Source organism: Paenibacillus sp. N3.4 (assembly GCF_008017805.1).
In the GTDB taxonomy this organism is placed as follows: Bacteria; Bacillota; Bacilli; order Paenibacillales; family NBRC-103111; genus Paenibacillus_E.
This window is the reverse complement of sequence record NZ_VRTT01000011.1, coordinates 66152-90026: the sequence shown is the minus strand read 5'-3', so window position 1 is coordinate 90026 and position 23875 is coordinate 66152. Positions and strand designations below refer to the sequence as shown.

Annotated in this window: 25 protein-coding genes; 22 read left to right on the top strand and 3 right to left on the bottom strand. The window is 42.6% G+C overall.

The window, feature by feature from the left end; all coding sequences use genetic code 11:
* Positions 1 to 258: 258 nt before the first annotated feature.
* From FU659_RS08255 to FU659_RS08195, 13 genes are all read left to right on the top strand, one after another.
* Positions 259 to 621 (top strand): carbohydrate-binding protein, encoded by a 363-nt coding sequence (locus FU659_RS08255; RefSeq protein ID WP_147947128.1) that lies wholly within the window; start codon positions 259 to 261, stop codon positions 619 to 621.
* 224 nt (positions 622 to 845) lie between these two features.
* Entirely contained in the window at positions 846 to 1781 is a 936-nt protein-coding gene (locus FU659_RS08250) for a carbohydrate ABC transporter permease (protein ID WP_147947127.1), read from the top strand.
* A 2-nt stretch (positions 1782 to 1783) separates the two neighbouring features.
* On the top strand, positions 1784 to 2650 hold the full coding sequence (locus FU659_RS08245; protein ID WP_261807687.1) for a carbohydrate ABC transporter permease: 867 nt from the start codon (positions 1784 to 1786) through the stop codon (positions 2648 to 2650).
* Positions 2651 to 2732: 82 nt separating this feature from the next.
* Positions 2733 to 4106, top strand: coding sequence for an ABC transporter substrate-binding protein (locus tag FU659_RS08240; RefSeq protein WP_147947126.1), 1374 nt, complete (start codon positions 2733 to 2735; stop codon positions 4104 to 4106).
* 188 nt (positions 4107 to 4294) lie between these two features.
* Positions 4295 to 5263 (top strand): sensor histidine kinase, encoded by a 969-nt coding sequence (locus tag FU659_RS08235; protein ID WP_147947125.1) that lies wholly within the window; start codon positions 4295 to 4297, stop codon positions 5261 to 5263.
* Positions 5260 to 5943 (top strand): sensor histidine kinase, encoded by a 684-nt coding sequence (locus tag FU659_RS08230; RefSeq protein ID WP_147947124.1) that lies wholly within the window; start codon positions 5260 to 5262, stop codon positions 5941 to 5943. The genes FU659_RS08235 and FU659_RS08230 overlap by 4 nt, the downstream gene beginning before the upstream one ends.
* 21 nt (positions 5944 to 5964) lie before the next feature.
* On the top strand, positions 5965 to 7569 hold the full coding sequence (locus FU659_RS08225) for a response regulator (protein WP_147947123.1): 1605 nt from the start codon (positions 5965 to 5967) through the stop codon (positions 7567 to 7569).
* Between the two features lie 199 nt (positions 7570 to 7768).
* Positions 7769 to 9580 carry a family 78 glycoside hydrolase catalytic domain gene (locus FU659_RS08220; protein WP_187273991.1) on the top strand — a complete coding sequence of 604 codons (1812 nt, stop codon included), beginning with the start codon at positions 7769 to 7771 and terminating at the stop codon, positions 9578 to 9580.
* Between the two features lie 22 nt (positions 9581 to 9602).
* Positions 9603 to 9803 (top strand): helix-turn-helix domain-containing protein, encoded by a 201-nt coding sequence (locus tag FU659_RS08215; protein WP_261807686.1) that lies wholly within the window; start codon positions 9603 to 9605, stop codon positions 9801 to 9803.
* Positions 9804 to 9962: 159 nt separating this feature from the next.
* Entirely contained in the window at positions 9963 to 10592 is a 630-nt protein-coding gene (locus tag FU659_RS08210) for a GntR family transcriptional regulator (RefSeq protein ID WP_147947120.1), read from the top strand.
* A gap of 213 nt (positions 10593 to 10805) precedes the next feature.
* Positions 10806 to 11936, top strand: coding sequence for an ABC transporter ATP-binding protein (locus tag FU659_RS08205; RefSeq protein ID WP_147947119.1), 1131 nt, complete (start codon positions 10806 to 10808; stop codon positions 11934 to 11936).
* The gene (locus FU659_RS08200; RefSeq protein ID WP_147947118.1) at positions 11933 to 12586 is read left to right on the top strand and encodes an ABC transporter permease; all 654 of its coding nucleotides are present in this window, start codon (positions 11933 to 11935) and stop codon (positions 12584 to 12586) included. The genes FU659_RS08205 and FU659_RS08200 overlap by 4 nt, the downstream gene beginning before the upstream one ends.
* A gap of 21 nt (positions 12587 to 12607) precedes the next feature.
* Positions 12608 to 13498 carry a glycine betaine ABC transporter substrate-binding protein gene (locus tag FU659_RS08195; protein ID WP_147947117.1) on the top strand — a complete coding sequence of 297 codons (891 nt, stop codon included), beginning with the start codon at positions 12608 to 12610 and terminating at the stop codon, positions 13496 to 13498.
* Between the two features lie 215 nt (positions 13499 to 13713).
* Here FU659_RS08195 and FU659_RS08190 read toward each other — a convergent pair whose 3' ends face one another.
* The 3 genes from FU659_RS08190 to FU659_RS08180 all read right to left on the bottom strand — a co-directional run bounded on the left by FU659_RS08190 (position 13714) and on the right by FU659_RS08180 (position 16996).
* Positions 13714 to 14739, bottom strand: a complete 1026-nt coding sequence (locus FU659_RS08190; protein ID WP_147947116.1) for a cysteine peptidase family C39 domain-containing protein — start codon at positions 14737 to 14739, stop codon at positions 13714 to 13716.
* Positions 14740 to 14971: 232 nt separating this feature from the next.
* Positions 14972 to 16168 (bottom strand): macrolide family glycosyltransferase, encoded by a 1197-nt coding sequence (locus FU659_RS08185; protein ID WP_147947115.1) that lies wholly within the window; start codon positions 16166 to 16168, stop codon positions 14972 to 14974.
* Positions 16169 to 16186: 18 nt separating this feature from the next.
* On the bottom strand, positions 16187 to 16996 hold the full coding sequence (locus tag FU659_RS08180; protein ID WP_147947114.1) for a helix-turn-helix domain-containing protein: 810 nt from the start codon (positions 16994 to 16996) through the stop codon (positions 16187 to 16189).
* A 144-nt stretch (positions 16997 to 17140) separates the two neighbouring features.
* Here FU659_RS08180 and FU659_RS35245 point away from each other — a divergent pair, with 144 nt between their 5' ends.
* The 9 genes from FU659_RS35245 to FU659_RS08145 are packed head-to-tail and all read left to right on the top strand — an operon-like array spanning position 17141 to position 23856.
* A complete protein-coding gene (locus tag FU659_RS35245; protein WP_187273990.1) occupies positions 17141 to 17287 on the top strand; it encodes a hypothetical protein in 147 nt (48 codons plus the stop codon).
* A 32-nt stretch (positions 17288 to 17319) separates the two neighbouring features.
* Complete coding sequence (locus tag FU659_RS35240) at positions 17320 to 17493, top strand: hypothetical protein (protein WP_222708503.1); 174 nt, start codon at positions 17320 to 17322, stop codon at positions 17491 to 17493.
* Positions 17490 to 18401 (top strand): AMP-binding enzyme, encoded by a 912-nt coding sequence (locus tag FU659_RS08175; RefSeq protein WP_147947113.1) that lies wholly within the window; start codon positions 17490 to 17492, stop codon positions 18399 to 18401. Before FU659_RS35240 ends, FU659_RS08175 begins: the two co-directional genes overlap by 4 nt.
* Positions 18401 to 18670, top strand: coding sequence for a phosphopantetheine-binding protein (locus tag FU659_RS08170; protein WP_261807685.1), 270 nt, complete (start codon positions 18401 to 18403; stop codon positions 18668 to 18670). Before FU659_RS08175 ends, FU659_RS08170 begins: the two co-directional genes overlap by 1 nt.
* A 3-nt stretch (positions 18671 to 18673) precedes the next feature.
* A complete protein-coding gene (locus tag FU659_RS08165; RefSeq protein ID WP_147947112.1) occupies positions 18674 to 19702 on the top strand; it encodes a Gfo/Idh/MocA family protein in 1029 nt (342 codons plus the stop codon).
* A complete protein-coding gene (locus tag FU659_RS08160) occupies positions 19671 to 20789 on the top strand; it encodes a DegT/DnrJ/EryC1/StrS family aminotransferase (protein WP_147947111.1) in 1119 nt (372 codons plus the stop codon). Before FU659_RS08165 ends, FU659_RS08160 begins: the two co-directional genes overlap by 32 nt.
* 15 nt (positions 20790 to 20804) lie before the next feature.
* The gene (locus FU659_RS08155; RefSeq protein WP_147947110.1) at positions 20805 to 21077 is read left to right on the top strand and encodes a phosphopantetheine-binding protein; all 273 of its coding nucleotides are present in this window, start codon (positions 20805 to 20807) and stop codon (positions 21075 to 21077) included.
* Positions 21074 to 22048, top strand: a complete 975-nt coding sequence (locus FU659_RS08150) for a DUF6005 family protein (RefSeq protein WP_147947109.1) — start codon at positions 21074 to 21076, stop codon at positions 22046 to 22048. Before FU659_RS08155 ends, FU659_RS08150 begins: the two co-directional genes overlap by 4 nt.
* Positions 22045 to 23856 carry an ABC transporter ATP-binding protein gene (locus FU659_RS08145; RefSeq protein ID WP_222708502.1) on the top strand — a complete coding sequence of 604 codons (1812 nt, stop codon included), beginning with the start codon at positions 22045 to 22047 and terminating at the stop codon, positions 23854 to 23856. The genes FU659_RS08150 and FU659_RS08145 overlap by 4 nt, the downstream gene beginning before the upstream one ends.
* Positions 23857 to 23875: the final 19 nt, after the last annotated feature.

The window sequence follows — 23875 nt, the reverse complement described above, 5'->3', positions numbered from 1 at the left end:
AACAAAAAAACATCAGTTACAAGTACTTCGAAAAGGACGTCTCTAATTGAGGCGTCCTTTTCATAATCTCGAAAGCATATCTGTAATCTCGTCCTCCCCAAATCGAGAAGAATATGGTAAAATATCCAATACTGTAGATCTAACAAGGAGCCATTCCTGTAATAAAGTAATTTGAGCTTTGAATGAAAAAAGCGCCTCTAGTATACTGGGAAATGTTCTGGCCGAACAAAAACCCACATACGAAAAGAAGCATTCACTATGAAGCATAAGCTAAAACAGAAACAGAATCAACGGATTACAAGAATTACCGAAAAAACGCTCGTTGTTAGTCAAACCCTCAGCTTTACTATTAACATTCCAACGGCTGGTACGTACACTGTACTATTCGGTTCTAAGAAAAGTAATACGAATAGAACTAGTATGCAGCTCACGGTGGACACTGTATCCAATGTAGTAGGCTCGGTAGATGAGACAGTAGCAAATTCGAATGTACAAGGGATGTACTTAACAAATGTCGGCAATACTACTTTGACTCAAGGCAGTCACACTTTTACATTCACGGTTTCGGCTATCGCTAATGGTCCATCCTTCGACTTCATTGGCCTAACGAAAATAAACTAAATCGGTTTGTCGGCAATATAAAAAATAGTGGAACGGGGATATTTCCCGTTCCACTATTTTTTATTTATACAAACTTATGGAACATCTATAGTTCATTTATCTGTTAATAATCTTAAACATTCTGATAATGATATTTGATTCTCCACAGAGCATATCTGCCCTACAATTGGAATATAGAAACGGATTCAATTGAAACTCAAAAGACTTGAAGCGGAGGAAACCCAGTGAGTACAAATCAATCTAACGTTATAAACCGGACGATTGTAAAAAAACAGAAGCAGCGCATTCAGTGGTTGCCTTACATCTTGATCGCGCCGGCGATTGTCTTGATTATCGTCTTTCTGTTCTACCCGGTTGGGAATGTATTTTATTTCAGCTTTCAAAAGTTTAATCCCACGAAAGCTTACGAGAATGGATTTATTGGGCTCGATAATTTTAAAGCTATCTTCACATCGGATAAGTTGTTTTTTTCAACATTGTGGGTTTCGGCTAAATGGGTATTCGTAGAGGTCGCGCTGCAGCTCTTTTTCGGATTAGGAATTGCCCTCATGTTGAATCAAGCCTTTAAATTTCGCGGACTATTCAGATCGGCAGCCATTCTGCCTTGGGCCATATCCGGGGTTGTAACCTCGACCTTGTGGCAAATCCTATTTAACGAACAAATAGGACCGCTCAACGATTTATTAATGAAGCTAGGTATTATTAATCATAAAATTGCATGGCTTTCTGAAATACACACGGCATTTCCTGCCATAGTAACAGCTGAATTATGGAGAGGCATCCCTTTTTTCACCATCGCATTGCTCGCCGGCTTGCAAACGATCCCAGGTGATTTGTATGAATCAGCAGTGGTAGATGGAGCAGGGAGATGGAAATCCTTCCTTCATATTACGCTCCCGTATTTAAAAACAACAATTATATTAACAACTCTGCTGAGAGCTGTCTGGGAATTCAATAATGTTGATTTAATATTTGTTATGACGAATGGTACAGGCGGACCTATTGATTTAACGACAACACTTCCGATGTACATCGTCAAACAAGCAATTGTCGCGCAAGACTTTGGTTACGGCTCGGCGTTAACAGTAATTGGCTTTATCATTCTGTTGCTGTTTGCAGTGTTTTACTTAAAATTAAGCGGATACGGGAAGGAAGAGTAAGCATGAAAAACGCGCAAAGTATGAAACCAACTCCAATCCTTTCTAGGTTAATGGAAAGAACATTTTTATTATATGTACCGATGCTGCTGGCGATGGTATTCACATTATTTCCATTATTTTGGGCGCTCGTCACCGCATTTAAGAGAGAAAGCGATATTACCAAGCTTCCGATCAAGTACTTGCCGATGCCCGCAACGTTTAAAAACTTTCTGATCGCATGGAATAATGTAGGTTTCTCCAAATATTTCGTCAATAGCTTAATTGTTGCGGCCTTGACTGTACTCATTGTGCTAGTTTGCTCCATCCTGGTAGGCTACGCAATCAGCCGATTTAAATTCAAAGGCAAAAAGCTTTTCATGCTGTTGTTGTTATGCACCCAATTTATTCCGGGAGCGATGCTTCTTATTCCGATGTTCGAGATTTTCAGAAGTTTGCATCTGACTAGCAATTTATTGGCACTGGTCATTATTAACAGTACGTTTCAACTTCCTTTCAATGCTATATTGATGAGCGGTTTTATTACTAACATTCCTGAGCAGCTTGAAGAAGCGGCTATGGTTGATGGATGCAGTCGATTGAAATCCGTATTCTTAGTCATTTTTCCGATCCTTGTGCCAGGTATTGTGGCGACCATGGTTTATACATTTATCGGTTCCTGGAACGAATTTCTGTTTGCACTCATGCTCATTAGCAAAAAGGCGCTCTTCACACTTCCAGTGGGGCTTCGGTACATGCAGGGTGAATATGACATTCAATATGGCGCATTAGCCGCAGGAAGTGTAATTGCTTTACTGCCAGCCGCAATCTTGTTCGCCTATGTTCAAAAATTTTTAGTGCAAGGCATCAGTGCAGGAGCAGTAAAAGGTTAGTCATGTTAAACTAATTCTCTCTTCAAGGCTTTATTTGAAAAGAGATTTAGCATATATTGATATTATAAAAGGAGATGTTAACATGTACAAAAAGGGTCTTAAAATGTTAATGGTAATTGGCTCGGCCGTATCGTTGACCCTAACAGGATGCGGCAATGGCGGAGGTTCAACTACGAATGGAACAACAGCACCAACTGTAACGCCAACTACAACGACATCAACTCAACCCTCCAAACCAGCAGAAAAAGTAAAACTTACCTTCTGGGATGAGAACCCTGGACCAAACCGAACTCCTTTTTATGAAGAACTTATTAAGCGTTTTCAAACCAAGAATCCAAACATCGAAGTTGAATATGTGGGAATCCCGGCAAGCGGTGCCAAGCAAAAGTATGATGTATCCATTGCTGCTAACGACACGCCCGATGTAGCGGGTATTAATATGGTATGGTTATCCGATTTTGTGGCGAAAGGAGCTGTGCAGGAGCTCGATCCCTATTTCAAGGATTGGAGCGATAAAGATAAAATCGCTACAAATATGGTGGAGTTCGACAGAGGCTTATCTGCGAACAATAAGCTTTATTATCTCCCGCATACGATGTTTCTGGACATTCTGTGGTATCGCACAGATTGGGTAAAGGATGCTGGATTGAAAGCGCCTACAACTTGGGATGATTTCTTCACCAATACGGAGAAACTGACGGATATCAAAAATAACCGTTACGGTTTCAGCATTCGTGGAGGTTCCGGAAGTATCAATCAGCTTACTTCTATGATTTATGCGTATTCCGGTATCACAGAGTATTTTACGCCTGATGGCAAGGCTACGGTAAGAGATCCGAAAATTGCTGAGTTTTTGAACAAATACGCGGCACTGTATAAAAAGAATACCCCTGTAAGTGACGTGACAAACAGCAATAAAGAAATGAACGCTACGTTTGATACGGGAACTTCTGCTATGATTCAACATAATTTTGGTTCCTTCAATGATCACGTAACCAATCTAGGAAAAGACAAATTTGCAGGTGTTATTCCACCGAAAGCCGCTAATGGCAAAAGAGTTGTCGTTCCAGTTGCAAATGGATTAGTTATGTTTAAAAATTCTAAGCATCCACAGGAAGCTTGGAAATTCTTAAGCTTCCTGATGAATGCTGACAGCCAAACCTATTGGAACCAAAATATTGGTCAAATGCCAACCAACACCGATGCGCTCAAGAGCGATTACGTGAAAAACACGCAGCATATACAACAAGGCGCAGAAGTGCTTGCTGACAAGGATACCGTTGCGCTGAAACTTCCTTTCCATCTGCCGGATTATACGAAGATTACGACGCAACAACTCGAGCCGGATTTCCAAAGAGTACTTACCGGTAAAATGAGTGTTGACGACTTCCTTAAAGGCTGGGCAACTTCGATGGAGAAAGCAAAAGCAGACTATGACGCATCTTTGAAGAAATAAATAAAGTTACTTTCAACATTTGGGGTGAGCGATTATTCGCTCTCCCCAAATGTTGTAATGAAAAGAGGGAGATCTCATTGCCGGTATTTCGTTCATTAAAATCGACGATCATTTGGCTCTTTATCCCAATCATCATTGTGTTTGTACTAGTCACAGGGACGATCTCTTTTATTCTGGCGTCTGAACAGTTGAAAGAAAATGCGTACACCAACTTGAACGACACAATAGCCCAAACAAAAAGCATATTAAGCGATAAATTAACGGCTTTTATTGTGGAGTTAATAGGCTTGGAAAATAAATCTGAATGGATTTCCATTATGAATCGGACGGATGATCCTTATGCATCTCTAGAACCTGAGGATTACATTTTTATGAATAAGGCATTAGATTCTTATTTTGAACGTTACTCGATGCTGGACTCTGTTTTGTTTTATTACAATGAAGGACGAGTATCTATGTACAAGCATAATTCATTAACCTCAAGCGTTGATATTTCCTTGAATGATTACAATTCTAAATTAGACAGCGAGCGCCTCTCGGTAATTAAATGGCTTAATATACATGATGAAGATGTCTTAAATACACCTCAGGTGGTCAGTGCCTACCGCATGTTTGGTAAAGATAAATCGCAAACAAAGGGCATTTTCATGATGAATTTGAAGAGCCGCTTTTTTAGCGATTTATTGAATAATGCCAAGATCAGTACCAATGGATACCTGTGCGTTGTGAGCGACGATGAGGTTATGAGTTTTAAAAATATAGAAAAGCGATACCAAATCGATGAAACAGTTTTACAAAACAAACTAATGGCAATGGAAAAACCTTCAGGACAATTTAATATTAAGAGTAAAAACGGTGAAAAAATGTTGATTGTATACGATACGCTAAGCTTAAATAAATGGAAGGTCGCTGCTATTGTGCCGGAAGTTGAGCTTTTCAACAAAGTGAACTCCATCGGATGGGTAATCGTTACCGTGATGCTGTTAGTCATTATTTTTGCTACTTTTCTTTCAAATATGATTGCCCATATCATTACAAAGCCTCTAACTAATTTGACACATAAAGTGAATCGGATTGAAGAGGGAAACCTGGCCATTTTTTACACTAAGGTACCTTCCAATGAAATTGGCGTACTAAGCAGAGGCATTCAGGAATGATGCTTAGAATCAAAAATTTGTTAATGCAAGTTAAGGACGAACAGGAGAAAAAAAGATTAGCGGAGCTGGCTGTGCTGCAGTCACAGATTAAACCGCATTTTCTGTACAATACATTATTTTCGATTAAGCAGCTTTGTGAAATGGGAGAAAATAAAGATGCCAGTAAAATGGTGTCTGCTTTATCTAGCTTTTATAGAATTAGTATAAATAAAGGGAGTGAGATCATTCCTATTTCCTTGGAAATCGAGCATATCCGGAATTATTTATACATTCAGCAGATGCGATATGGCGAAGATTTTATTTATGAAGTGGATATTGAAGATGATGTTATGCCATGTAATATTGTTAAGCTGACGTTGCAGCCACTGGTTGAAAATGCCATCTATCATGGCATGAAGCAAAGCCGGGGACAAGGTTTGATACGCATTTGGGGGCATTTCGTCAATCAGGAGGTAAGATTGTATGTGGAGGATAGCGGCAACGGCATGTCGGAAGAAGAGTTGAAAGCAATTAATCTCTGTTTAAATGAGGAAGCGGATTGCGACAGTGTATTAGGCTTTGGCATCGGTAATGTAAATAAGCGGCTTAAGCTGAACTATGGGCCATCTTATGGGCTTATGTACGAAAATAGACTTGGTGGCGGTATCATTGTAACGGTCAAAATCCCGGTTTATAGATAACACAGAAAGGGGGTAGATTGGATGAATAAAGTGATAATTGTCGATGACGACAGCATTATTCGAAAAGGGCTGTCACTCACGATCCCATGGGAACAACATGGATTTACACTCGTTGGTTCCGCTAGAGATGGTGAAGAAGGCTTGAGCTTAATAAAGGCAATGCAACCGGACCTCTTGATCACTGATATCCGCATGCCTTATATGGATGGATTCCAATTGACGGAAGCTGTGAAAGAAAAATTTCCGCATATTAAAATTATTATGTTGACCAGCTTTGATGAGTTTGAGCTTGCGCATCGGGCGCTGAAACTAAAGGTTTTCGATTATTTATTAAAGCCTGTTGATAATCAACTGCTTTTGGATACGGCGAAAAGGGCAATGGCCGAGCTTGAATATGAAAACGAAATGAAGCGGAAAGTCATAGAAGGCATGCCGCTGTTGCGTCAAAGATTTTTCGGGAAAATGATTAAAGAAAAGTTGTCCGATGATGACATCCGTTCCCATAGCGAATTTCTCAATTTCAACCTTCCTAAGGCCAAATATGTGGTTATCTTATTAAAAGCAGACGATTACAGCTACCCTGATTATCAGAATCGTTTTGGCAAAGAAATGTTAAAATACTGTATCTTGAACGTTGCTGAGGAAACGGTTTTAAGCGAATATGAGGGAATCGTTTTTGATTCCGATGATGGGGAAATTGTCATTATTTATTATGGGGAAGGGAAGCAGGACCTGATTGAACAGATCTCGATACAAATAGCAGAGACGATTCGAGCGAATGTAGAAAAATTTCTGAAAACGACGGTGACAGTCGGTATCGGTTTCATCTATGACAATCCCGGTGACGTATCGCGATCTTATCGCGACGCGAAGGCGGCTATTGAGTTCCGGCATATGATTGGAACCAATAGGGTGTTAACTGTAGGAGACACCGGTCTTCCTCCCACTAGTTCGACAGAAATCATATTAAACGGATTAGAGAACGAATTTGTCATGAAAGTAAAATTAGGGCTCAAAAAAGAAGCTCATGCCATTCTAGATAACATTGAACAAAGAGTGCTTGAAATTAAATTCGTCTCTCTCGTGCAGGTCCGCCTGATCGGCATTGAAATTAGTCTACTTATGTTCAAAGAGTTGGAAGAAATCGTGAAACGTAATGCGAAGTTTAAGGATAGTCTAGAGTCCTTTTACTCGTATTACAGTGAGTTAGAACGATTCCAAACCGTTCAGGACATCTTCGATTCGATTCGTCAATTGACGGCCCGTTTCATGGACATTTCGAACCGTCAACGCGAGATTCAAACTCAAAGTATGGTACATAAAGCAATTGATTATATAGAGAACAACTTTGGCATGGAAGGGCTCTCGCTTCAGGACGTTGCTCGTTATGTACATATCAGTCCGACCTACTTGAGCATTCTTTTCAAGAAAGAAAAAAATATAACATTCAGTGACTTTTTGCTGCAAAGCCGCATGAAAGCAGCTATCGAAATGCTCCGGATAAGCGGCTTGAAATCTTATGAGGTTGCTGAGAAAGTTGGGTATAGCAATCCGCAATATTTCAGTCAATGTTTCAAAAAGTATACGGGGTTTTCACCAACCGATTATAAAAATAATGTTCATTGAATCAAAGGGCAGCCGGAATAGGGTTTGCCTTTTTTGTCGTTTTTCCCAAGTGTGACAACCCCAAAGGAAATTTATCCCCCCTATTCGGTCAAAATAACCGGAAGCCCTCCTAGCAGCGACTTTATTATAATTGAATGGAACCCCAAACAACCTTAATGTCTCAACAACATAAATCAGACACGATATGGGAGGTTGCACAATGACATTATCACGTGAAGTGGAAGTCGGAAATTTAAGATGCGAGTATATGAATAACCCGATCGGCATAGACATCGTTTCTCCCCGTTTCAGTTGGGTTTTGCATGCATCACGGAGGAACGTATGGCAAACGGGATACCAGATTAGTATCTTCAACGCTACCGGGACCTTATGGGATACAGGAAAGGTTGAGTCCGACAGTTCTGTTAATTACGAGTATGACGGCCCCATTCTGCTTTCCAGACATCGTTATTATTGGATGGTACGCGTATGGGACGAACGAGGAGATGTCTCGTCATGGAGTGAAGCGGCTTATTGGGAAATGGGATTGCTAAGCCCGGCAGACTGGGAGGCCAAATGGATCGAGCCGGAGCAGCGGTCGGTTATCGAAGAACAGCCGATGAATTTCTACGATAGGGCCAAGGGCTTAGTGCCGACCATCTATGAAAATCTCCATCCTTGTCAGATGCTTCGCAAACGCTTTTCGACAGGGGAGGGAATTAGACGTGCGCGCATATATGCCACAGCCCATGGTATTTATGAGTTAGAGCTTAACGGGAAACGCGTCGGCGATCAGGAATTAGCCCCTGAAATGACCGCTTACGACCGCTACTTGCAATATCAGACCTATGATGTAACTGAGCTGCTAACCACAGGAGTCAATGTGATCGGGGCGATACTGGCAGATGGTTGGTATGCGGGAAGAGTGGGCCTGATGGGCGATAACTGCCAGTACGGCGACCGACAAGCACTGCTCATGCAAATGGAAATTGAATATGAGGATGGAAGTAGACAAACCGTCATCACGGATAAACAGTTCGTTTCCTCAACAGGACCGCTAGTATATTCTGATCTCTTCATTGGCGAGAGATATGATGCGCGTCTGGAGAAACAGGATTGGAGCTTGCCTGCCTATGATGACAGCTGCTGGATCGCTGTCCACGAAGTGCAGCATGACCGAAGTTCTTTGATTGCAGCTTACGGAGAACCGGTTAGGGTTATCATGAATGTCAAGCCAATCCGTCTGCTAATTACGCCCAAGGGCGAAACGATTGTCGATTTCGGACAAGTTATTGCCGGAAGAGTACGCATGCGAGTTCGTGGAACCGCAGGCACAATCATTACGCTTGAACACAGCGAGGTTTTGGACGAGCAGGGCAACTTTTTGAACAATATTATAGGCAGATTTAAAGATCAGAAGGATATTTATGTGCTTAAAGGAGCGGATGATGAGGTCTACGAACCGCGCTTCACCTTCCATGGCTTCCGCTATGTCAAAGTAGCCGGCTATCCGGGTAAAATTGACGTGAATGATTTTATCGGTATTGTGCTTTCGTCCGATCTAGGGTTGACGGGAGATTTCGTATGCTCGGATGAACGCATCAATCGGCTGCAGACCAATATTCAATGGAGCCAACGAGGAAACATGCTTTCTATCCCGACGGATTGCCCCCAACGAGAACGCGCGGGATGGACAGGCGACATTCAAGTGTTCGCTCCGACGGCATGCTTCAATATGGATGTCAATGCTTTCCTTACTCGCTGGTTGCGTAATGCCGCTGTCGAGCAGAGGGAAGACGGACAGGTGCCGATTGTTGTACCTTATCTGAAGGGATATGCGCTACTCGCCGACCTGATGTCGACCGATTCTTCCGCCGGTTGGGGAGACGCTTGCATCATTGTTCCTTGGGTACTCTACAATAATTATGGCGATGTACGCGTATTGAAGGAAAATTATGAGATGATGGTCAAATGGGTAGACTATATCGAAAAATCTGCTTCGAATCCTATGCTATTTATCCCGCTTGTTTAAAGCGGAATTGGGAATGAATTACATGGACTATCTCATAGGAATCCGGATGGAAACGGCGAAACAATTGCTGGAGACCGGAACTCTAAGCGTAACGGAGGTCGGTGCACGTGTCGGTTACGAGGATTCCAAATATTTCAGTCAGCTATTCAAAAAGTGCACGAGCCTTACTCCGTCTGAATATCAAAAAACGAGCAAAGTCATTCCCGCTATCCAGTCCAAATAAAACGTTATCGTACCTTCAGAGGCTCCTTTGTTTTATTTCAGTATGAAAACGTCTTGTGTGGTCTTTCTTGCCTGCATACTTGGGTGGAAAATTTGATATAATGTAAGTGTTTGCAAGTGATTGAAGTTGCTTATATCAAAAAGGGCAGGGGAATAAAACATGCAAGAAGTTTCTGGTTATAAATCTATAGCGCTAGATATTGCTCAAAGGATTGTAAGTGGTGAATTTTCCATACAAAGAAAAATTTCAGGACGCTCCCTATTGGCTAGCCAATATCATGTTTCACCTGAAACAATTCGCAAAGCTATTGGTCTGCTAAAGGATGAAAACATTGTTTCTGTCTCACAAGGCAAAGAAATCATTGTTTTATCTGATCAAAAGGCATATGACTATATAACAAAAAACAACTACTTGAAGTCCGTTTATTCGCTTAAACAAGAATTAGAAATATTGCTAGATGAAAAGAAGAAGATGGATCATAAATTTGACATGATTCTTAATGAAATTATTAATTATTCAGACCGTCTTCAAAATCTGAAGATCTACAATCCAGTAGAAATAAAGGTAAATGAATTCTCTCATGTTGTGGGGAAAACCATTTCCGAGCTTCAATTTTGGCAAAATACAGGTGCAACGATTGTTGCATTACGCCGAGGCACAGAGGTAGGTATTTCCCCTGGACCTCATGTTATTCTTAGAGAACATGACATTCTGGTTGTAGTTGGTGATGGTCAGACTTATCAACGAACCCATTCTTTTATTAACAATGATGTAGAAAACGAATCATAGAAAAAGCGACCTTATTATGTTCATTTCAGTCTGTTGATATTCTTCAACAGGCTTTTTTGTGCTTCATTAGTATAATTAATTTCCTTAATAAAATAGGGCTTCATCATTGTGTGATACAAATAGTAACATACAACTTTAATGTATGTATAGGGTTGTCAGTTGTGTTCATCTTTGTTATAGTAGGGACTTCAATAAGTTCAGTAGGAGGTTAATATGATTAAATTTGAACAAGTCGGTAAAACGTATCCGAACGGATATCAAGCGGTAAAATCAATGGATTTCGAAATAGCAAAGGGAGAATTCATTGTTTTCATAGGTCCAAGCGGCTGTGGTAAAACGACAACGATGAAAATGATTAATCGATTAATGCCGCATACTGAAGGCACGATAACGATTAACGGACAAGACATCACAAAAGCGAATCCGGTTGAGCTGCGCCGAAATATCGGTTATGTGATTCAGCAAGCAGGACTTTTCCCACATTATACGATTGAAGAGAATATTGCTCTGATCCCGCATTTGAAAGGCTGGAAGGCAGCGAAGAAGAAGGATCGCGTGCATGAATTACTGCATATGATCGGTCTTGAACCGAGTCTGTTTGCCGGACGATATCCCCGAGAATTGTCTGGGGGACAACAACAAAGGGTTGGTGTTGCCCGCGCTTTGGCAGCCGATCCGGAAATCGTGCTCATGGATGAACCTTTTGGGGCTTTGGATCCGCTGACGAGAGAACAGCTACAGGATGAACTGATTAGACTTCAAAAGACGGTCAACAAAACCATCGTATTTGTTACCCACGATATGGATGAGGCTTTGAAGTTAGGCGATCGAATTGCCGTGCTGAAAGACGGTTCCTTATTGCAACTGGACACAGCGGATAAGCTGCTAAAAGAGCCTGCACATGGTTTTGTAGAGACATTCATTGGAAAGAATCGTATTTACCAAAATCCTGAGCTTATTTCCGTTAAAGATATTATGAGAGAGAACCCGGCGACTGCGATTCCATCGCTTTCACCAGCCAGAGCGCTAACCTTTATGAGACAGCGGCGGACGGATACGTTGATTATTGGCGATGACAAAGGGGTATTGAAGGGCATTGTTTCTGCTTATGATCTGCAAATGAACATGGAGGACATTCAATCCATTCAGGAAATCAGTCAGCCAGCCGTTCCTTATTTAGAGGAAACAGCAACTGCCAAAGATGCGTTAATCGCCATCACAGATGCTAAGTATGGTGTCATCCCAGTCGTGGGGCAAAACAATAAAATTATTGGTGTTGTAACAAGGTCAAGCTTGCTAACCGCATTCGCTGATCATTGGGCAGGAAGAAAGGAGAACTTATGAAACAAACGTTATGGGAACAGTTGATAGCGCAATTTTCGATGCGTTGGGAAGATTTAGGGGTTGCCTCGGTTCAGCATATGGAACTTGTACTCATTTCGATGGCACTTGCTATCGCGGTAGGTGTTCCATTGGGAATTACCGTGACGCGGTTACCCTTCTTGAAAAATTGGGTTTTGGGAGGAACGGGAATCTTGCAAACCATTCCCGGGATAGCCCTGCTGGGCTTTATGATTCCATTGTTTGGAATTGGAATGAAAACAGCGGTAGCCGCTTTGTTTCTTTATTCCTTGTTACCCATCGTCAGGAATACGTATACGGGCATTCAGGATGTGGATAAAGTTTTGATCGAAGCGGCGAAAGGAATGGGGATGAAAAATGGGCAAATCCTGTTCAAAATCGAGATTCCTTTGGCGCTAAGTGTCATCATGGCCGGCATTCGGACGGCGACAGTCATCAATGTGGGTACAGCGACCTTAGCAGCTTTTATTGGAGCAGGAGGGCTCGGGGATTTCATTTTTATCGGTATTCAAAGAAATATTGATGCCTTAATACTTATAGGTGCTGTGCCTGCCGCTCTACTGGCGATTGTACTTGATTATTTGCTGGGAGGGCTGGAGAAGTTGACGACGCCCAGAGGTTTAAAAATATAATTTCAAATCAGCGGAGGAAAAATGAAAATCAAACACATACTCATTGTAAGTATCGTAGGTATTTTAGCTATTGTAATGAATGGATGCAGCTCAGCTAACAAGAAAGAATCGATTACGATAGGATCCAAAAACTATACTGAAAATATCATTTTGGCTCATTTGATGGCAGATGTCATTGAGGATCAAACCGATCTTAAAGTGGAACGCAAACTTAATTTGGGCGGCTCTAACGTGGCATGGAAGGCTCTTTTGAGCAACGATATTCAAATGTATCCGGAATATACAGGAACCATCGTTTCCAATTACTATCAGGAGAAGACAGGTAATGCCGAAGAAACGCTGCAAAAAACAAAGGAATTGTTGAAAAAAGATCATCTTGTTTTCGGCGAACCATTTGGCTTTAATAATACGTATACCTTAGCGGTGAAAAAAGAAACGGTAGATAAGTATCAGCTGAAAACGTTTTCTGATCTTGCTAAAGTATCGAATCAACTTATTCTAGGCAGCGAATTCGAATTTTTGGATCGTCCAGATGGATATCCCGGATTAGAAAAAGTGTATGACATGGCTTTTAAAAATGTAAAAGGCATGGATCATGGCATTATGTATCGATCTTTGACAGACAATAGTGTGGATGTCATTGATGCTTATTCCACGGACGGTCAAATCAAATTGAACAACTTAACCGTATTGGAAGATGACAAATCCTTTTTCCCCCCCTATCATGCCGGGCCGTTGGTGCGTCAGGACATTCTGACGAAATATCCGCAAATTGCTCAAGCATTGAACAAACTCCAAGATAAACTTGATGAGGGAACCATGCAGGAGCTTAATGCCAAAGTAGATTCGGAAGGTTTAAAAGAGCAAAAAGTGGCGCATGATTTTTTGAAGGATAAGGGAATCATAAAATAGACCGCGTTACGGATTCACAGTGCGGAAAGAAAAGTTGCGAAAAGAGCAAATCTATAGTTGATTAAGAAAAAAGGCTAGTTTGCCTTAGCAGACTGGCCTTTTCGGGCGGGAGCAATTCAATTAGCTGCTGCACAGCAGCGATCTGTTCAAGATCGTTCCGCAACACGCTCCTATTAAATCTATATGGATTGTGCTTTGGTTGTTAGATAAATAATCTATACGTCAATGTAGTTATTTCTTTTTATTTGATCTATTAATTGTTCAAGTGCATACTTCTCGGTTTGTATCACATTCATGATTCTTGGTTTTATAGACTCAAGGATTTTTTGTGATTTTGTCATATTATATTTTAGTATTAAATTTCGAATGATTAAACACTCATTGATAATCAGTGATAACTCTTCGCTGAGTTTATCATTTCTATCCATATATCCATTCTCTATCAAGTAATTAGTGCGAATTTGCATAAGGTGTTTGTGTTCACTTAGTAATTGAAATGGACGTCTATCTATATATGAATAATTAGAATCAATACTAGTGTCTATGAGAGAAAGTAAATTATTATAAGTGCTTACACCAAACTTTGCGGGATTCAAATTATTTGAATACATGGAAAAAAAGCGTGATGTATTTTTGGAATCTAGGTAATCCATAAGTAAAGTGGTTACATTTTGAATATCAAATGAGTAGTTAGAGGCTTGTCTCTTCGTCATAAGAATAATATTGGCTGTGTAATGACTTTTCTGATCATATTCTATGCTTGTATAAGCTTGTTCGATTTCTTCAAATGTTGCATGTGAGAATTCATATTTATGTTCGAAAAAATCCGCAATATAAAAGGTTTTTTCCATCAAATCATAGCCATAAATCATGGTTAGATGAGGACGATTTCCCGTAATTCCTTTAAAACTTTTAATAAAGAGACTATCCAAGAGGGCAACGACATAATAACCTTGGTCGATACAATCTTTCAAAAAATGAATAATATGACTATGCCAGTACTCAACAGAAAGTTTATTTAGCAACTGACCTTGAATCCAGGGGCAAAAAGTCAATAAACGGTGGTCATCATAAAATCTAATTAAACTCTTGGCTTCAAGTCCATTATTAAATACTTGAATGAAATTGCTCAGACACCAAGGCTTAAAAGCCTCGTAATCGCCAAGAATTGCAAACACATGAGCGTGCTCAGGCATCACTGCAATGTATGGCTGGTTAACTGGGAGAATTAATTTATTCATTTTGGATGTCACCACAACTTTCTAAGTAAAGTATAGGACTTTCTGAACAAATCTAAACGGCAATGCAATTCCAAGTGTTTTTAAAATTATATCACCTCGACCTTATTTTTCAATAAATATTTTCCCATAATATGGGTTTATTGTATCACAAAACAGATGCTTGGTTTCAAAACGTTTACATTGCAGAACAGACGTTGAAGGGTATCGAGGCTATGCATATGATTAGTAAACATTAGTTTGTGATCCCATGAGACCGTTTGAATGCCAGAATATGCTCCAACGCTTTCTTTTTCCCTCCGGCTACCCGCAAGCTGGTTCCAATTCTCGAGCTATTCGTCCGATATGCTTCTGCATGCAACAGTTCTTTCACGGACTCATACAGCAAATCGGCTGTCAAGGCGTCTCTATCCAATTGCTTGCCTGCACCCAGCTCGGCAACGCGACCGGCCACAATAGGCTGATCGGCAGCCATGGGGATGACGAGTAAGGGAACCCCGTAGTATAACGCTTCGTTAACGCTGTTCATTCCTCCATGGGTGATAAATAAATCGGCTTCCTTGAGGATTTGCAATTGTGAAACAAACGGAAGGACCGTGAAGTTATCCGGGATGTCTCGAAGTTCCTTAATGTCGATTCGTTTACCTACCGATAGAACAACATGGATATCCAAGGAAGCGAACGCTTCAAAGCACTGCTGATAGAATGCTTTCACATCGTTAAACATGGTGCCCATCGAGATATAGATCAGCTTCTGCTGCTCTTTTCGCTTCAGTGAAAGGGGGGGGTCATAGCGGTCTGTCAGAATAGGTCCAACGAATTGGTAATGAGATTCTAAGGTCTCGCTTTGCGGCTGGAAATACTCCGATGTAAACACGAGGTTCAGTTTCCCCTCATTAAAAAATATATCGTTAATGTCTACTTTTCGTCCGATACGGTAAGTGCTCCAAATTCGCTTCGATAGCGTGGAGAATTCTTTCATGAGCAGCAGGTTATCTTTTAACTTCGTTCGATTCCCTGAGTTGTCATTGAGCAATCGTTCCGCAAGGACAAATGAAGTGCAGGTCGCGATGTTGGGAATACACAGCCAATCGGCTGCAACATTGCCGCATCCGTACATGGAGTCATGGATGATGTAATCGAAAGAGTATTGCTCGGCCAGCTCATATATACAGGGGAGAATGGTATCGTAGGAAGATAATATTTTGATAACTAACGATAAATAATGCTTATTGGTATGAAAAGGATCGTCTTGATGGAGAAAATTCTCATAGGAGACAAACGTCGCTCCAATCCGCTCAAGCTTGTCTCGAAACTCCTCCCCAGATACGTAAACAACTTGTTCCCCCTCCGCTATTAACTCCTCTACTACACCTAAAGTAGGATAAACGTGACCGCTAGCCGGCCCATTCAAAAACAATACGGTTGACATTGATAGTCTCCTTCTTCTCTAAATGGATTGCATTTTCTTGGAACGTCGAAATTTTAGAGGAGTCATGCCGGAAGCGGCTTTCACCATGCTTGATAACCGGCTTGGATTGGTAAATCCGACTAATGAACAGATCGTGTTCACGCTCAATTCCGATTGCTCCAATAGTTGTAACGTGCGATGGACACGTAAATGATTTAAGAACCGAATAGGCGATACTGAAAAAATTTTGCTGAATTCCTGACAAAAGTAATTGGAATTATAGCCAATCGCATTCGCTATATTCTGTAAGGATAGCTGAGGATTGCTCATATGCTTTTTCATATATCGGGTTGCGTAGAGAATTGCCCGAGCGCTTTTTAACCCATCGGATTGACTTTTCTTTGGCAAGGCCGGCTCTGTTTTCTGTTTCTCGGGAAGTTGGTCGAGCAGTTCACCGAGTAAGGAAGTAATTGCGCAAGAAATGCTTACATGCCATTGCTTGTTAAACTGGTTAACCAAGGAGAACAGCAGGGATAAGGTGTTTTGGGCATTAGAGGAGGCCAGTATTCGCAACACATTTGTCCTTGGCATGATGCCGCAAGCAGCTTCCAGAAAGGCGGATTGAAAGCGTATGCAGTAATGCTGGCAGGAAAAGTCCTCTAGCCGAATGCGTACATGGGGCGCAACGATGGACACATGGGTGACTTCTTGATCGCTTGTAACCGCAGGCCAAATTAATTGGAAATTCGGGCTATCTTCTTCCTGAATAGAGGAATGAAATTCAATAAATTGCGCAGGAAGCGTTTTCTCAAATTGCAGCATCATAATGGATTTCTCATTTACCAACATCTGAAGAACCCTCTATTTTCTTAATAATTGATGATTGTTACTTGGAATCTCTATTAAGTAAAATAGAAATAGATTCCAAGTGTATATGATTATTCTGTAACCAATGTATCATTATCTGCTTTATTTGTTAAGAGGTGGTAGAAGATGCTTACAATTGACAGTCGGAAATACGACAAAGATGAGTTCAGATTATTGTTCGATCAGATGGGACAAATGGAGCCCTATCGAAATCCGGAAGGGAAACGGTATGCGCTTTGTCTGAAGCATGCTTTGAGTTACTGGGAGCTGTGATATACCTTCGGGAACGCGGAGGTTCCGTGCTGTTGATGCATGCCGACACTCCGTTCGAAACGGCCAGGGAAATCGCCAGAAAAGGCGAGTGCTCGTATCTGCTGTTTGAGAATTGGGAGACGGCTGTTGCTATTTGTGCTTCATCGATTTCCTATGAACCTTCAATTCTTCAATACAGCTCGGGTACGACGGAGCTCCCACATTGATAGCCCGTTCCTGGAAGCTGGTCGATCAAGAGATCGAACATTACAATCGCTTGTTTGGCGAAATGCCCTATGAGCAGCCAGTTATTCTCGTACCCGTGTCGCACTCGTTTGGCCTCATTACAGGAACGCTCGCTTCATGGGCAAGAGGAATCCAGCCAACGATTGTGCAGGATAAAAATCCAAAGTTTGCCCTGCATATGATTAAAACGACCAAAGACCCTATCGTCTACACTGTGCCCTTTATTTACAATGTACTGGATGCTCTGGGGATAGGCAAGGTTGGTTGCCATAAGGTGGTCATATCAGGCTCGCCACCATCCGAGACGCTGTTGAACCGTATGAAGGTCCAATCGGATGAAGTTTGGCAGCAATACGGCTGCACAGAAATCGGCTGCATCTCCGTTAGCAAGCATCCGTCCTCGCACACTGACGTAGGCAAGCCCCTAGGTCACCTTGAGATATCAATTCGTCCCAATGATCACGAGGCTGAGGATGGGAAGGGAGAGATTATGGTGACTTTAGGCGGCGGCCCGAAAGTTATCGCTACAAAGGATCTAGGACGTATGAACTCGGAGACTGGTCTTCTGCAAATGTATGGAAGGCTGGACGATCTAATTAATGTATCCGGCTTGAAGGTCATTCCATCCGAGGTGGAAGCGGTGATCGGACGTATGCCGGGTATCCGTGAAACTGTCGTTGTAAAGACGGATCATAAGATATGGGGAGAAGCCGTCAGGGCGCTAGTAGTTGCAGCTTCACCTATCGAAGCGCAAGACGTTCGTTCATGGTGTATGCACCAGCTCCCTGCCTTTAAAGTGCCAAGCGTCATTGAGGTGGTAGCTGAAATTCCGAAGATGCCTTCAGGCAAAGTAAGTCGAAAACTATTACAGGAACAGGAGAGATCATAATGGATTTGCAAAAATTAGAGATTATGAAAGAATTGAGAACGGTAATGGTGGAAAATTTGGAACTTGAGGGAGTACCAGAACGGTTGCAAGATTCGGACAGGTTGTACGAAGATTTGAACATCGATTCGATCATGGTGCTTCAATTGGTTGTCTATATTGAAGAGGTGTTTCATGTCGTTGTGCCTGAAGTCGGCGTCGAGCCGGAAACATTCCTTACGGTAGGTTCTTTGGTTGAATTCATTATGAGTCTTCATCAAGCTGCGGTATAAGCGATGATAGATACAGTAAAGCTAGGCATTATTGGATTCGGTAGAATCGCAGAGCTGATTCATCTCCCGTTGCTGAAACAATTGCCTGAAATCGAAGTATGCGGGATCTTTGATGTAACGCCCCAACGTCTGGCTCTTGCCGCTAAACGTGGGTTTCCCATCTACTCAGAGTTAGAGGAGCTGCTTGATTCTCAGATTGATGCTGTTTTGATTGCAACGCCTCCCAACAGCCATTATCAGATTGCGGCACAAGCGTTGCGCTATGGCAAGCATGTGATAATAGAAAAGCCTGTAACCCTAGATGCCGCAGAGGCGATTCATTTGAAGGCGATTGCGGATCAAGAGGGAAAAAGCGTCACGGTGTTTCATAATCGGAGATTCGACAGTGATTTTTTACTGGCTAAGCAAATAGTTGCTGAAGGTACTTTGGGGGATATCCTCTTCGTTGAACGGCGATATCACACGTTCGGCTCCGGTGCCGCTTTCGGCGTGAAGTCCTTTCATCAGGCCTGGCGAAATGAGAAAGCTTATGGGGGAGGCGCTTTGCTCGACTGGGGCGTCCATCTTATCGATCAATTGTTGAACTTAGGCCTCGGGTCGTGTGTGGAGATCCATGCGAGCATGAACAATTTGCGCTGGCAGCAGGGCGAAGTCGATGATTATGTTCATGCGACGATGAGCACCGAACAGCAAGTGATAATGTCAATGGACATTAATTTTGCCTCCAATGTGCCATCGCCGCTCTGGATAATTGGAGGAGATCAGGCTACGCTGCAAATTATGTCAGATCGTGAGGCTTTTCTCTATGAGAAAGGCAAGCCGATCCGTGAGTTGAAGCTGGAGGGGCAGGCGAAGTCAGGCGTACTTCCCATTTATTCTTCCTTTGCCGATTGCATTCTGAATGGCGGCAAGCTGGCTATTACACTGGAAGAAGCCATTGAAACGATGAAGGTTCTGGATAAAATACGCGGTCGTTCGCAGCAAAATAAGGAGTTGGCACATGGGAATCCTGTTCTCGGCCCCACAGTATGAATTTAATATTATACGTGAGGAGTGGCTTCAATCAGTAACACAAATCGCCCATAGCGGCATATTTGTCAGTGGGCCTATTGTCTCTAAATTCGAATCCTCCTTCGCAGCTTATTCGGGAGTAGAGGGAGCGGTTGGAGTCGGCAATGGGACGGATGCTCTGTTCTTAGCGCTGAAGGCACTAGGGATAGGACCCGGAGATGAGGTCATAACGGTAACGAACACGTTTATTGCTACTGTCGGCGCGATCCATCAGACAGGAGCAAGGCCCGTTCTTGTCGATTGCGACGACTCCTATCTGATCGACTTTGAGCAGGTGAAAGCAAGTGTAACCCCTCGAACGAAAGCAGTTATTCCCGTACATCTGTATGGACAAATGGTTGACCTTCGCGAATGGTTGCCGTGGGCAGAAGAGAACGGAATTCAAATTGTAGAGGATTGTGCGCAGGCTGCTGGAGCCAGCTTAGATGGGAAAGCAGCCGGTAGCTGGGGGATTATGGGGTGTTTCAGCTTTTATCCGGACAAAAATTTGGGCGCTTTAGGAGATGGGGGGATGATCGTTTCTTCCTCGCCCGAGCTGCTGACCAAGCTGCGCAAACTAAGGAGTCATGGCGGGGAAGTTCGTTATCAGCACGATATCCCTGGATTTAACAGTCGCTTGGATTCGCTTCAAGCGAGTGCTTTGCAATTGAAGCTGCCTTATCTGGATGAATGGTCTGATAAGCGGCGTGCCATTGCGGATTGGTATGAAACGCATTTACAGGATATCCATGATGTTTTTGTTCAGAAGGGGCTGTATGATAGCCGTCATGTATATCATCTCTACGTAATTCGAGCGAAAAACGGACAAAGGGAAGCGCTTAAGAAACATTTGCAGAAAAAAGGTATTTTAACAGCGGTACAGTATCCGACTCCCGTTCATCTTACGTCAGCTTACTCGTTTCTTGCGTATGCTGCTGGATCTTTCCCGCATGCGGAGGCTTATGCGAGCGAGATTTTGTCGCTGCCTGTGCATATTGCGCTGACGGAAGAAGAAGTGACGATGATTGCCAACGAAATCAAGGCGTTTTTTACACTAAACAAACAATAAAGGTGGTTTGTCCATTTGATCCAGCTAACAAAAGAACAAGAAATTATGGGGTTTTTGCGTAAAACGATTGCAAACTTAACTGAGAATCCAGCGCTGGAGCAGGAACTTGAAGATGATCAGCTCATTCAGCAAGCGGGAATGGATTCTGTACGAATCATTAAACTGATTGTGGAAATTGAGCTGAATTACGAAATTGCTTTTGATGACGATGAGCTGTTGACGGAGAATTTCGCAACGCTGAAGGTGATCGGTGAACAAATCAATCAAAAATTAGGTGTGAGTTTGTGAAAAAGATCGGTCAAGTTCACTGTTTGTTGGACTGCTATGCCTCGATTCTTGAGGAGGATGGCCGATTTGATTTCCGACCGCTTTATGTTGGCGTATGGGATGCTTATTTCGAGGCGAATGAGAACGGGATTTTTTATTCTAGCGATTCGGTGGATCCCAAGGATTGGAACAGTAAGTTTGCCATGCTTTACGGCAACTCCTGCGAGCATTGGTATGATGAAACTATCGGGAAATATGAAAATTTTTCTATATTGACGAATCTTATGCAAGGCAGAAATACGGGAAAAGCTTCGATTATTTTAGTCGATTTATTTTACCTGTCTTACTCAAATCAGTATCGCTCCAAGCATACTCCGCATTATGTGATCGTTAAACAGCGTGAGGAACAGGAATGGCGGATTAAAGATCCTTATTTCGGTTGGGAAGGCTGTATTTCACATCAGGAGTTATGGGAGTCATTCGGCTTCAAAAAATTCGGCAAAGGATTGACGATCGATACTAGCGCTCTCCGAGGGGCAGATGAACAAACGATCTTCCAACTGTTTGAATCCGAAATACAATTATTACCGGGCAGATTATTGGTTGAGGTAGAAAATTTTGTTCGTACCTCGGTCGAAAGGAACGGCGGTTATGTGCCCAAGGCGTTTTTTGCCTCCATTCAGGAAGTGGGGGTTATTGCCAAACGATACGGCGGCTATCATTACGCTTTGCAATATGTATCCGAAGTCTTAGGAAACGAACATGCCAGGACGACTTCTACGATTGCAGAGTTGATTAAGGGATGGGAAAGTCTGATGTTGACATTGACACGATATCAAATTCAGAATAAGCCTGTTGATTTAACATTATTTGCGGCGAAGGGCAAAATTCTTCACAAGTTAGAGCTGGCGGTGCGAAAAGAGCTACTCCAAGCCTTTAGAGAATGGCGAAGCAGCTCTGCTACAGCGGCTGGCGAGGTGTTGCGCCGATGAACAGCCTTAAGATGTACATTCGTTTGATTCGTTATGTTAATCCTCGATGGTGGTTAACGGGTTTAGCTTTTTCGTTGACCATGTTGTGTTTACTTTTCGATTTGCTGCAACCGTTCCTGATTTCCCGTTTTATTGATAAGGTACTCATCGGCAAACAAGTCGATTGGTTAGTGCCCATACTGGGCTCATCGCTTGCGATAACTATCGTGTCCGCTGTGTTAACCGTGATCGGTTTCAGCATCTTTCGCTACTTGGAGGCACGCAACACGCTTGATTTACGAAGTACGGTGCTGCGGCATATTCGCCAAATTCCTTTAACGGAAATTGAAAAAAACGGTGTTGGAAAATACATGGCGCTGATGGGAATAGACACCTCTACGACGTCCAAATTCATAAATGTTCTTGCCGTTGAATTAACCAGACAATGGCTACAAATGTTAGTGTCACTTGTAATTATTTTTATAATGGACTGGCGGTTGGGACTTGTTGCCCTGTGCAGCATACCATTTGTTATGGGAATTCCCCGCTTATACCGACGACCGATCAAGGACGCAGTCAACAGGCTCCGCACCCATAACGAAGAAATAGGCACTTATTTATTCGAGAGTATTCAAGGTTCTCGTGAAATAAGGACTTATGGTTTGGAAGAATGGGAGGAACAGCGCAATGAATTGATATATAAGGATCTTGTTAGAGTAAGCATTCGTGAGGGGATGTTCCGACAGCTTTCCGGTCGAACCGGTTCCTTGGTCATCGCGATAACTGTCGCTCTGCTTTATGGGTTTGGCAGCGGTCAGGTGATGGCTGGCGTCTTCACGGTTGGCATGATGGTAGCGGCTGTACAGTACATTCAGGCTGTTTTGAATCCCATCCAGAATATGAATTATTTGATCAGCGATTTACTTGGAAGCGAAGCGTCCATGTCCCGGATCGAAGAATTCCTCCATACCCCGACTGAGGCTCATGTCAGCTTAAGCAAAAGCGAGCCTGAGATGCCTAGTGCTCGTGATTCCGCCTTACAAACAGCTGCAGCTCTGGAAGTTGTAAAGATCAGCCCTTATGTGGAAGAAAGACAACCCTTTATTTCGTGTCGGGACTTGTATGTTTCCTATGAAGGGGTCTCTATTCTGAAAGGGGTTACGATAGAGGTAACCAGAGGCCAGGTTGCCGCTTTTGTTGGAAGAAGCGGTTCCGGGAAATCCACTTTATTTAAAACCTTGCAGGGATTTATGCCTGTTGACGCCGGAGATGTCCGTATCGGTCACAATACGCTGGCAGGGTGGTCGCGCCAAGCGATATCTCGTCAAATCAGCTTTGTTTCACAGGAATCCTTTTTATTCAAAGGGATGCTGTTCGACAATGTGAGACTCGGTAAGCTCGACGCGACAGAAGACGAGGTGTACGAGGCTTTGTGCGAAGTAGATTTGAAATCATTCGTAGACAATTTACCTGACGGTATGTACACAAAGCTGGATAATCAAGGCTTTCAGTTGTCTGGTGGGCAGCGGCAGCGAGTGGCTATTGCCCGTGCAATTATTAAGAAACCGGACATATTAATCCTTGATGAGCCAACGTCAGCGCTTGATCGAAACACGGAAGAACAAGTGTTGTCTACGATATACCGAATCATGAAGAATAAAACCGTGTTGATCTCCACACATAAGTTGGAATCCATCGCGTCCGCCGATATCATCTATGTGATGGAACAGGGGACCGTCATCGATTCCGGTACACATGACGTGTTAATGACTCGCTGCGGTACCTATATGGAGATGGTGAAGCACCAGGAATTGCTCCAAATCGTATAGGTAAGTTAATCGCATCCAT

What these genes read in the sequence shown, in the direction of transcription:
- FU659_RS08255 (WP_147947128.1), top strand. Translation starts at nt 259, where the DNA reads ATGAAGCATAAGCTAAAACAGAAACAGAATCAACGGATTACAAGAATT.
- FU659_RS08245 (WP_261807687.1), top strand. Translation starts at nt 1,784, where the DNA reads ATGAAAAACGCGCAAAGTATGAAACCAACTCCAATCCTTTCTAGGTTA.
- FU659_RS08240 (WP_147947126.1), top strand. Translation starts at nt 2,733, where the DNA reads ATGTACAAAAAGGGTCTTAAAATGTTAATGGTAATTGGCTCGGCCGTA.
- FU659_RS08230 (WP_147947124.1), top strand. Translation starts at nt 5,260, where the DNA reads ATGATGCTTAGAATCAAAAATTTGTTAATGCAAGTTAAGGACGAACAG.
- FU659_RS08225 (WP_147947123.1), top strand. Translation starts at nt 5,965, where the DNA reads ATGAATAAAGTGATAATTGTCGATGACGACAGCATTATTCGAAAAGGG.
- FU659_RS08220 (WP_187273991.1), top strand. Translation starts at nt 7,769, where the DNA reads ATGACATTATCACGTGAAGTGGAAGTCGGAAATTTAAGATGCGAGTAT.
- FU659_RS08215 (WP_261807686.1), top strand. Translation starts at nt 9,603, where the DNA reads ATGGACTATCTCATAGGAATCCGGATGGAAACGGCGAAACAATTGCTG.
- FU659_RS08210 (WP_147947120.1), top strand. Translation starts at nt 9,963, where the DNA reads ATGCAAGAAGTTTCTGGTTATAAATCTATAGCGCTAGATATTGCTCAA.
- FU659_RS08205 (WP_147947119.1), top strand. Translation starts at nt 10,806, where the DNA reads ATGATTAAATTTGAACAAGTCGGTAAAACGTATCCGAACGGATATCAA.
- FU659_RS08200 (WP_147947118.1), top strand. Translation starts at nt 11,933, where the DNA reads ATGAAACAAACGTTATGGGAACAGTTGATAGCGCAATTTTCGATGCGT.
- FU659_RS08195 (WP_147947117.1), top strand. Translation starts at nt 12,608, where the DNA reads ATGAAAATCAAACACATACTCATTGTAAGTATCGTAGGTATTTTAGCT.
- FU659_RS08190 (WP_147947116.1), bottom strand. Translation starts at nt 14,739, where the DNA reads ATGAATAAATTAATTCTCCCAGTTAACCAGCCATACATTGCAGTGATG.
- FU659_RS08185 (WP_147947115.1), bottom strand. Translation starts at nt 16,168, where the DNA reads ATGTCAACCGTATTGTTTTTGAATGGGCCGGCTAGCGGTCACGTTTAT.
- FU659_RS08180 (WP_147947114.1), bottom strand. Translation starts at nt 16,996, where the DNA reads ATGTTGGTAAATGAGAAATCCATTATGATGCTGCAATTTGAGAAAACG.
- FU659_RS35245 (WP_187273990.1), top strand. Translation starts at nt 17,141, where the DNA reads ATGCTTACAATTGACAGTCGGAAATACGACAAAGATGAGTTCAGATTA.
- FU659_RS08170 (WP_261807685.1), top strand. Translation starts at nt 18,401, where the DNA reads ATGGATTTGCAAAAATTAGAGATTATGAAAGAATTGAGAACGGTAATG.
- FU659_RS08165 (WP_147947112.1), top strand. Translation starts at nt 18,674, where the DNA reads ATGATAGATACAGTAAAGCTAGGCATTATTGGATTCGGTAGAATCGCA.
- FU659_RS08160 (WP_147947111.1), top strand. Translation starts at nt 19,671, where the DNA reads ATGGGAATCCTGTTCTCGGCCCCACAGTATGAATTTAATATTATACGT.
- FU659_RS08145 (WP_222708502.1), top strand. Translation starts at nt 22,045, where the DNA reads ATGAACAGCCTTAAGATGTACATTCGTTTGATTCGTTATGTTAATCCT.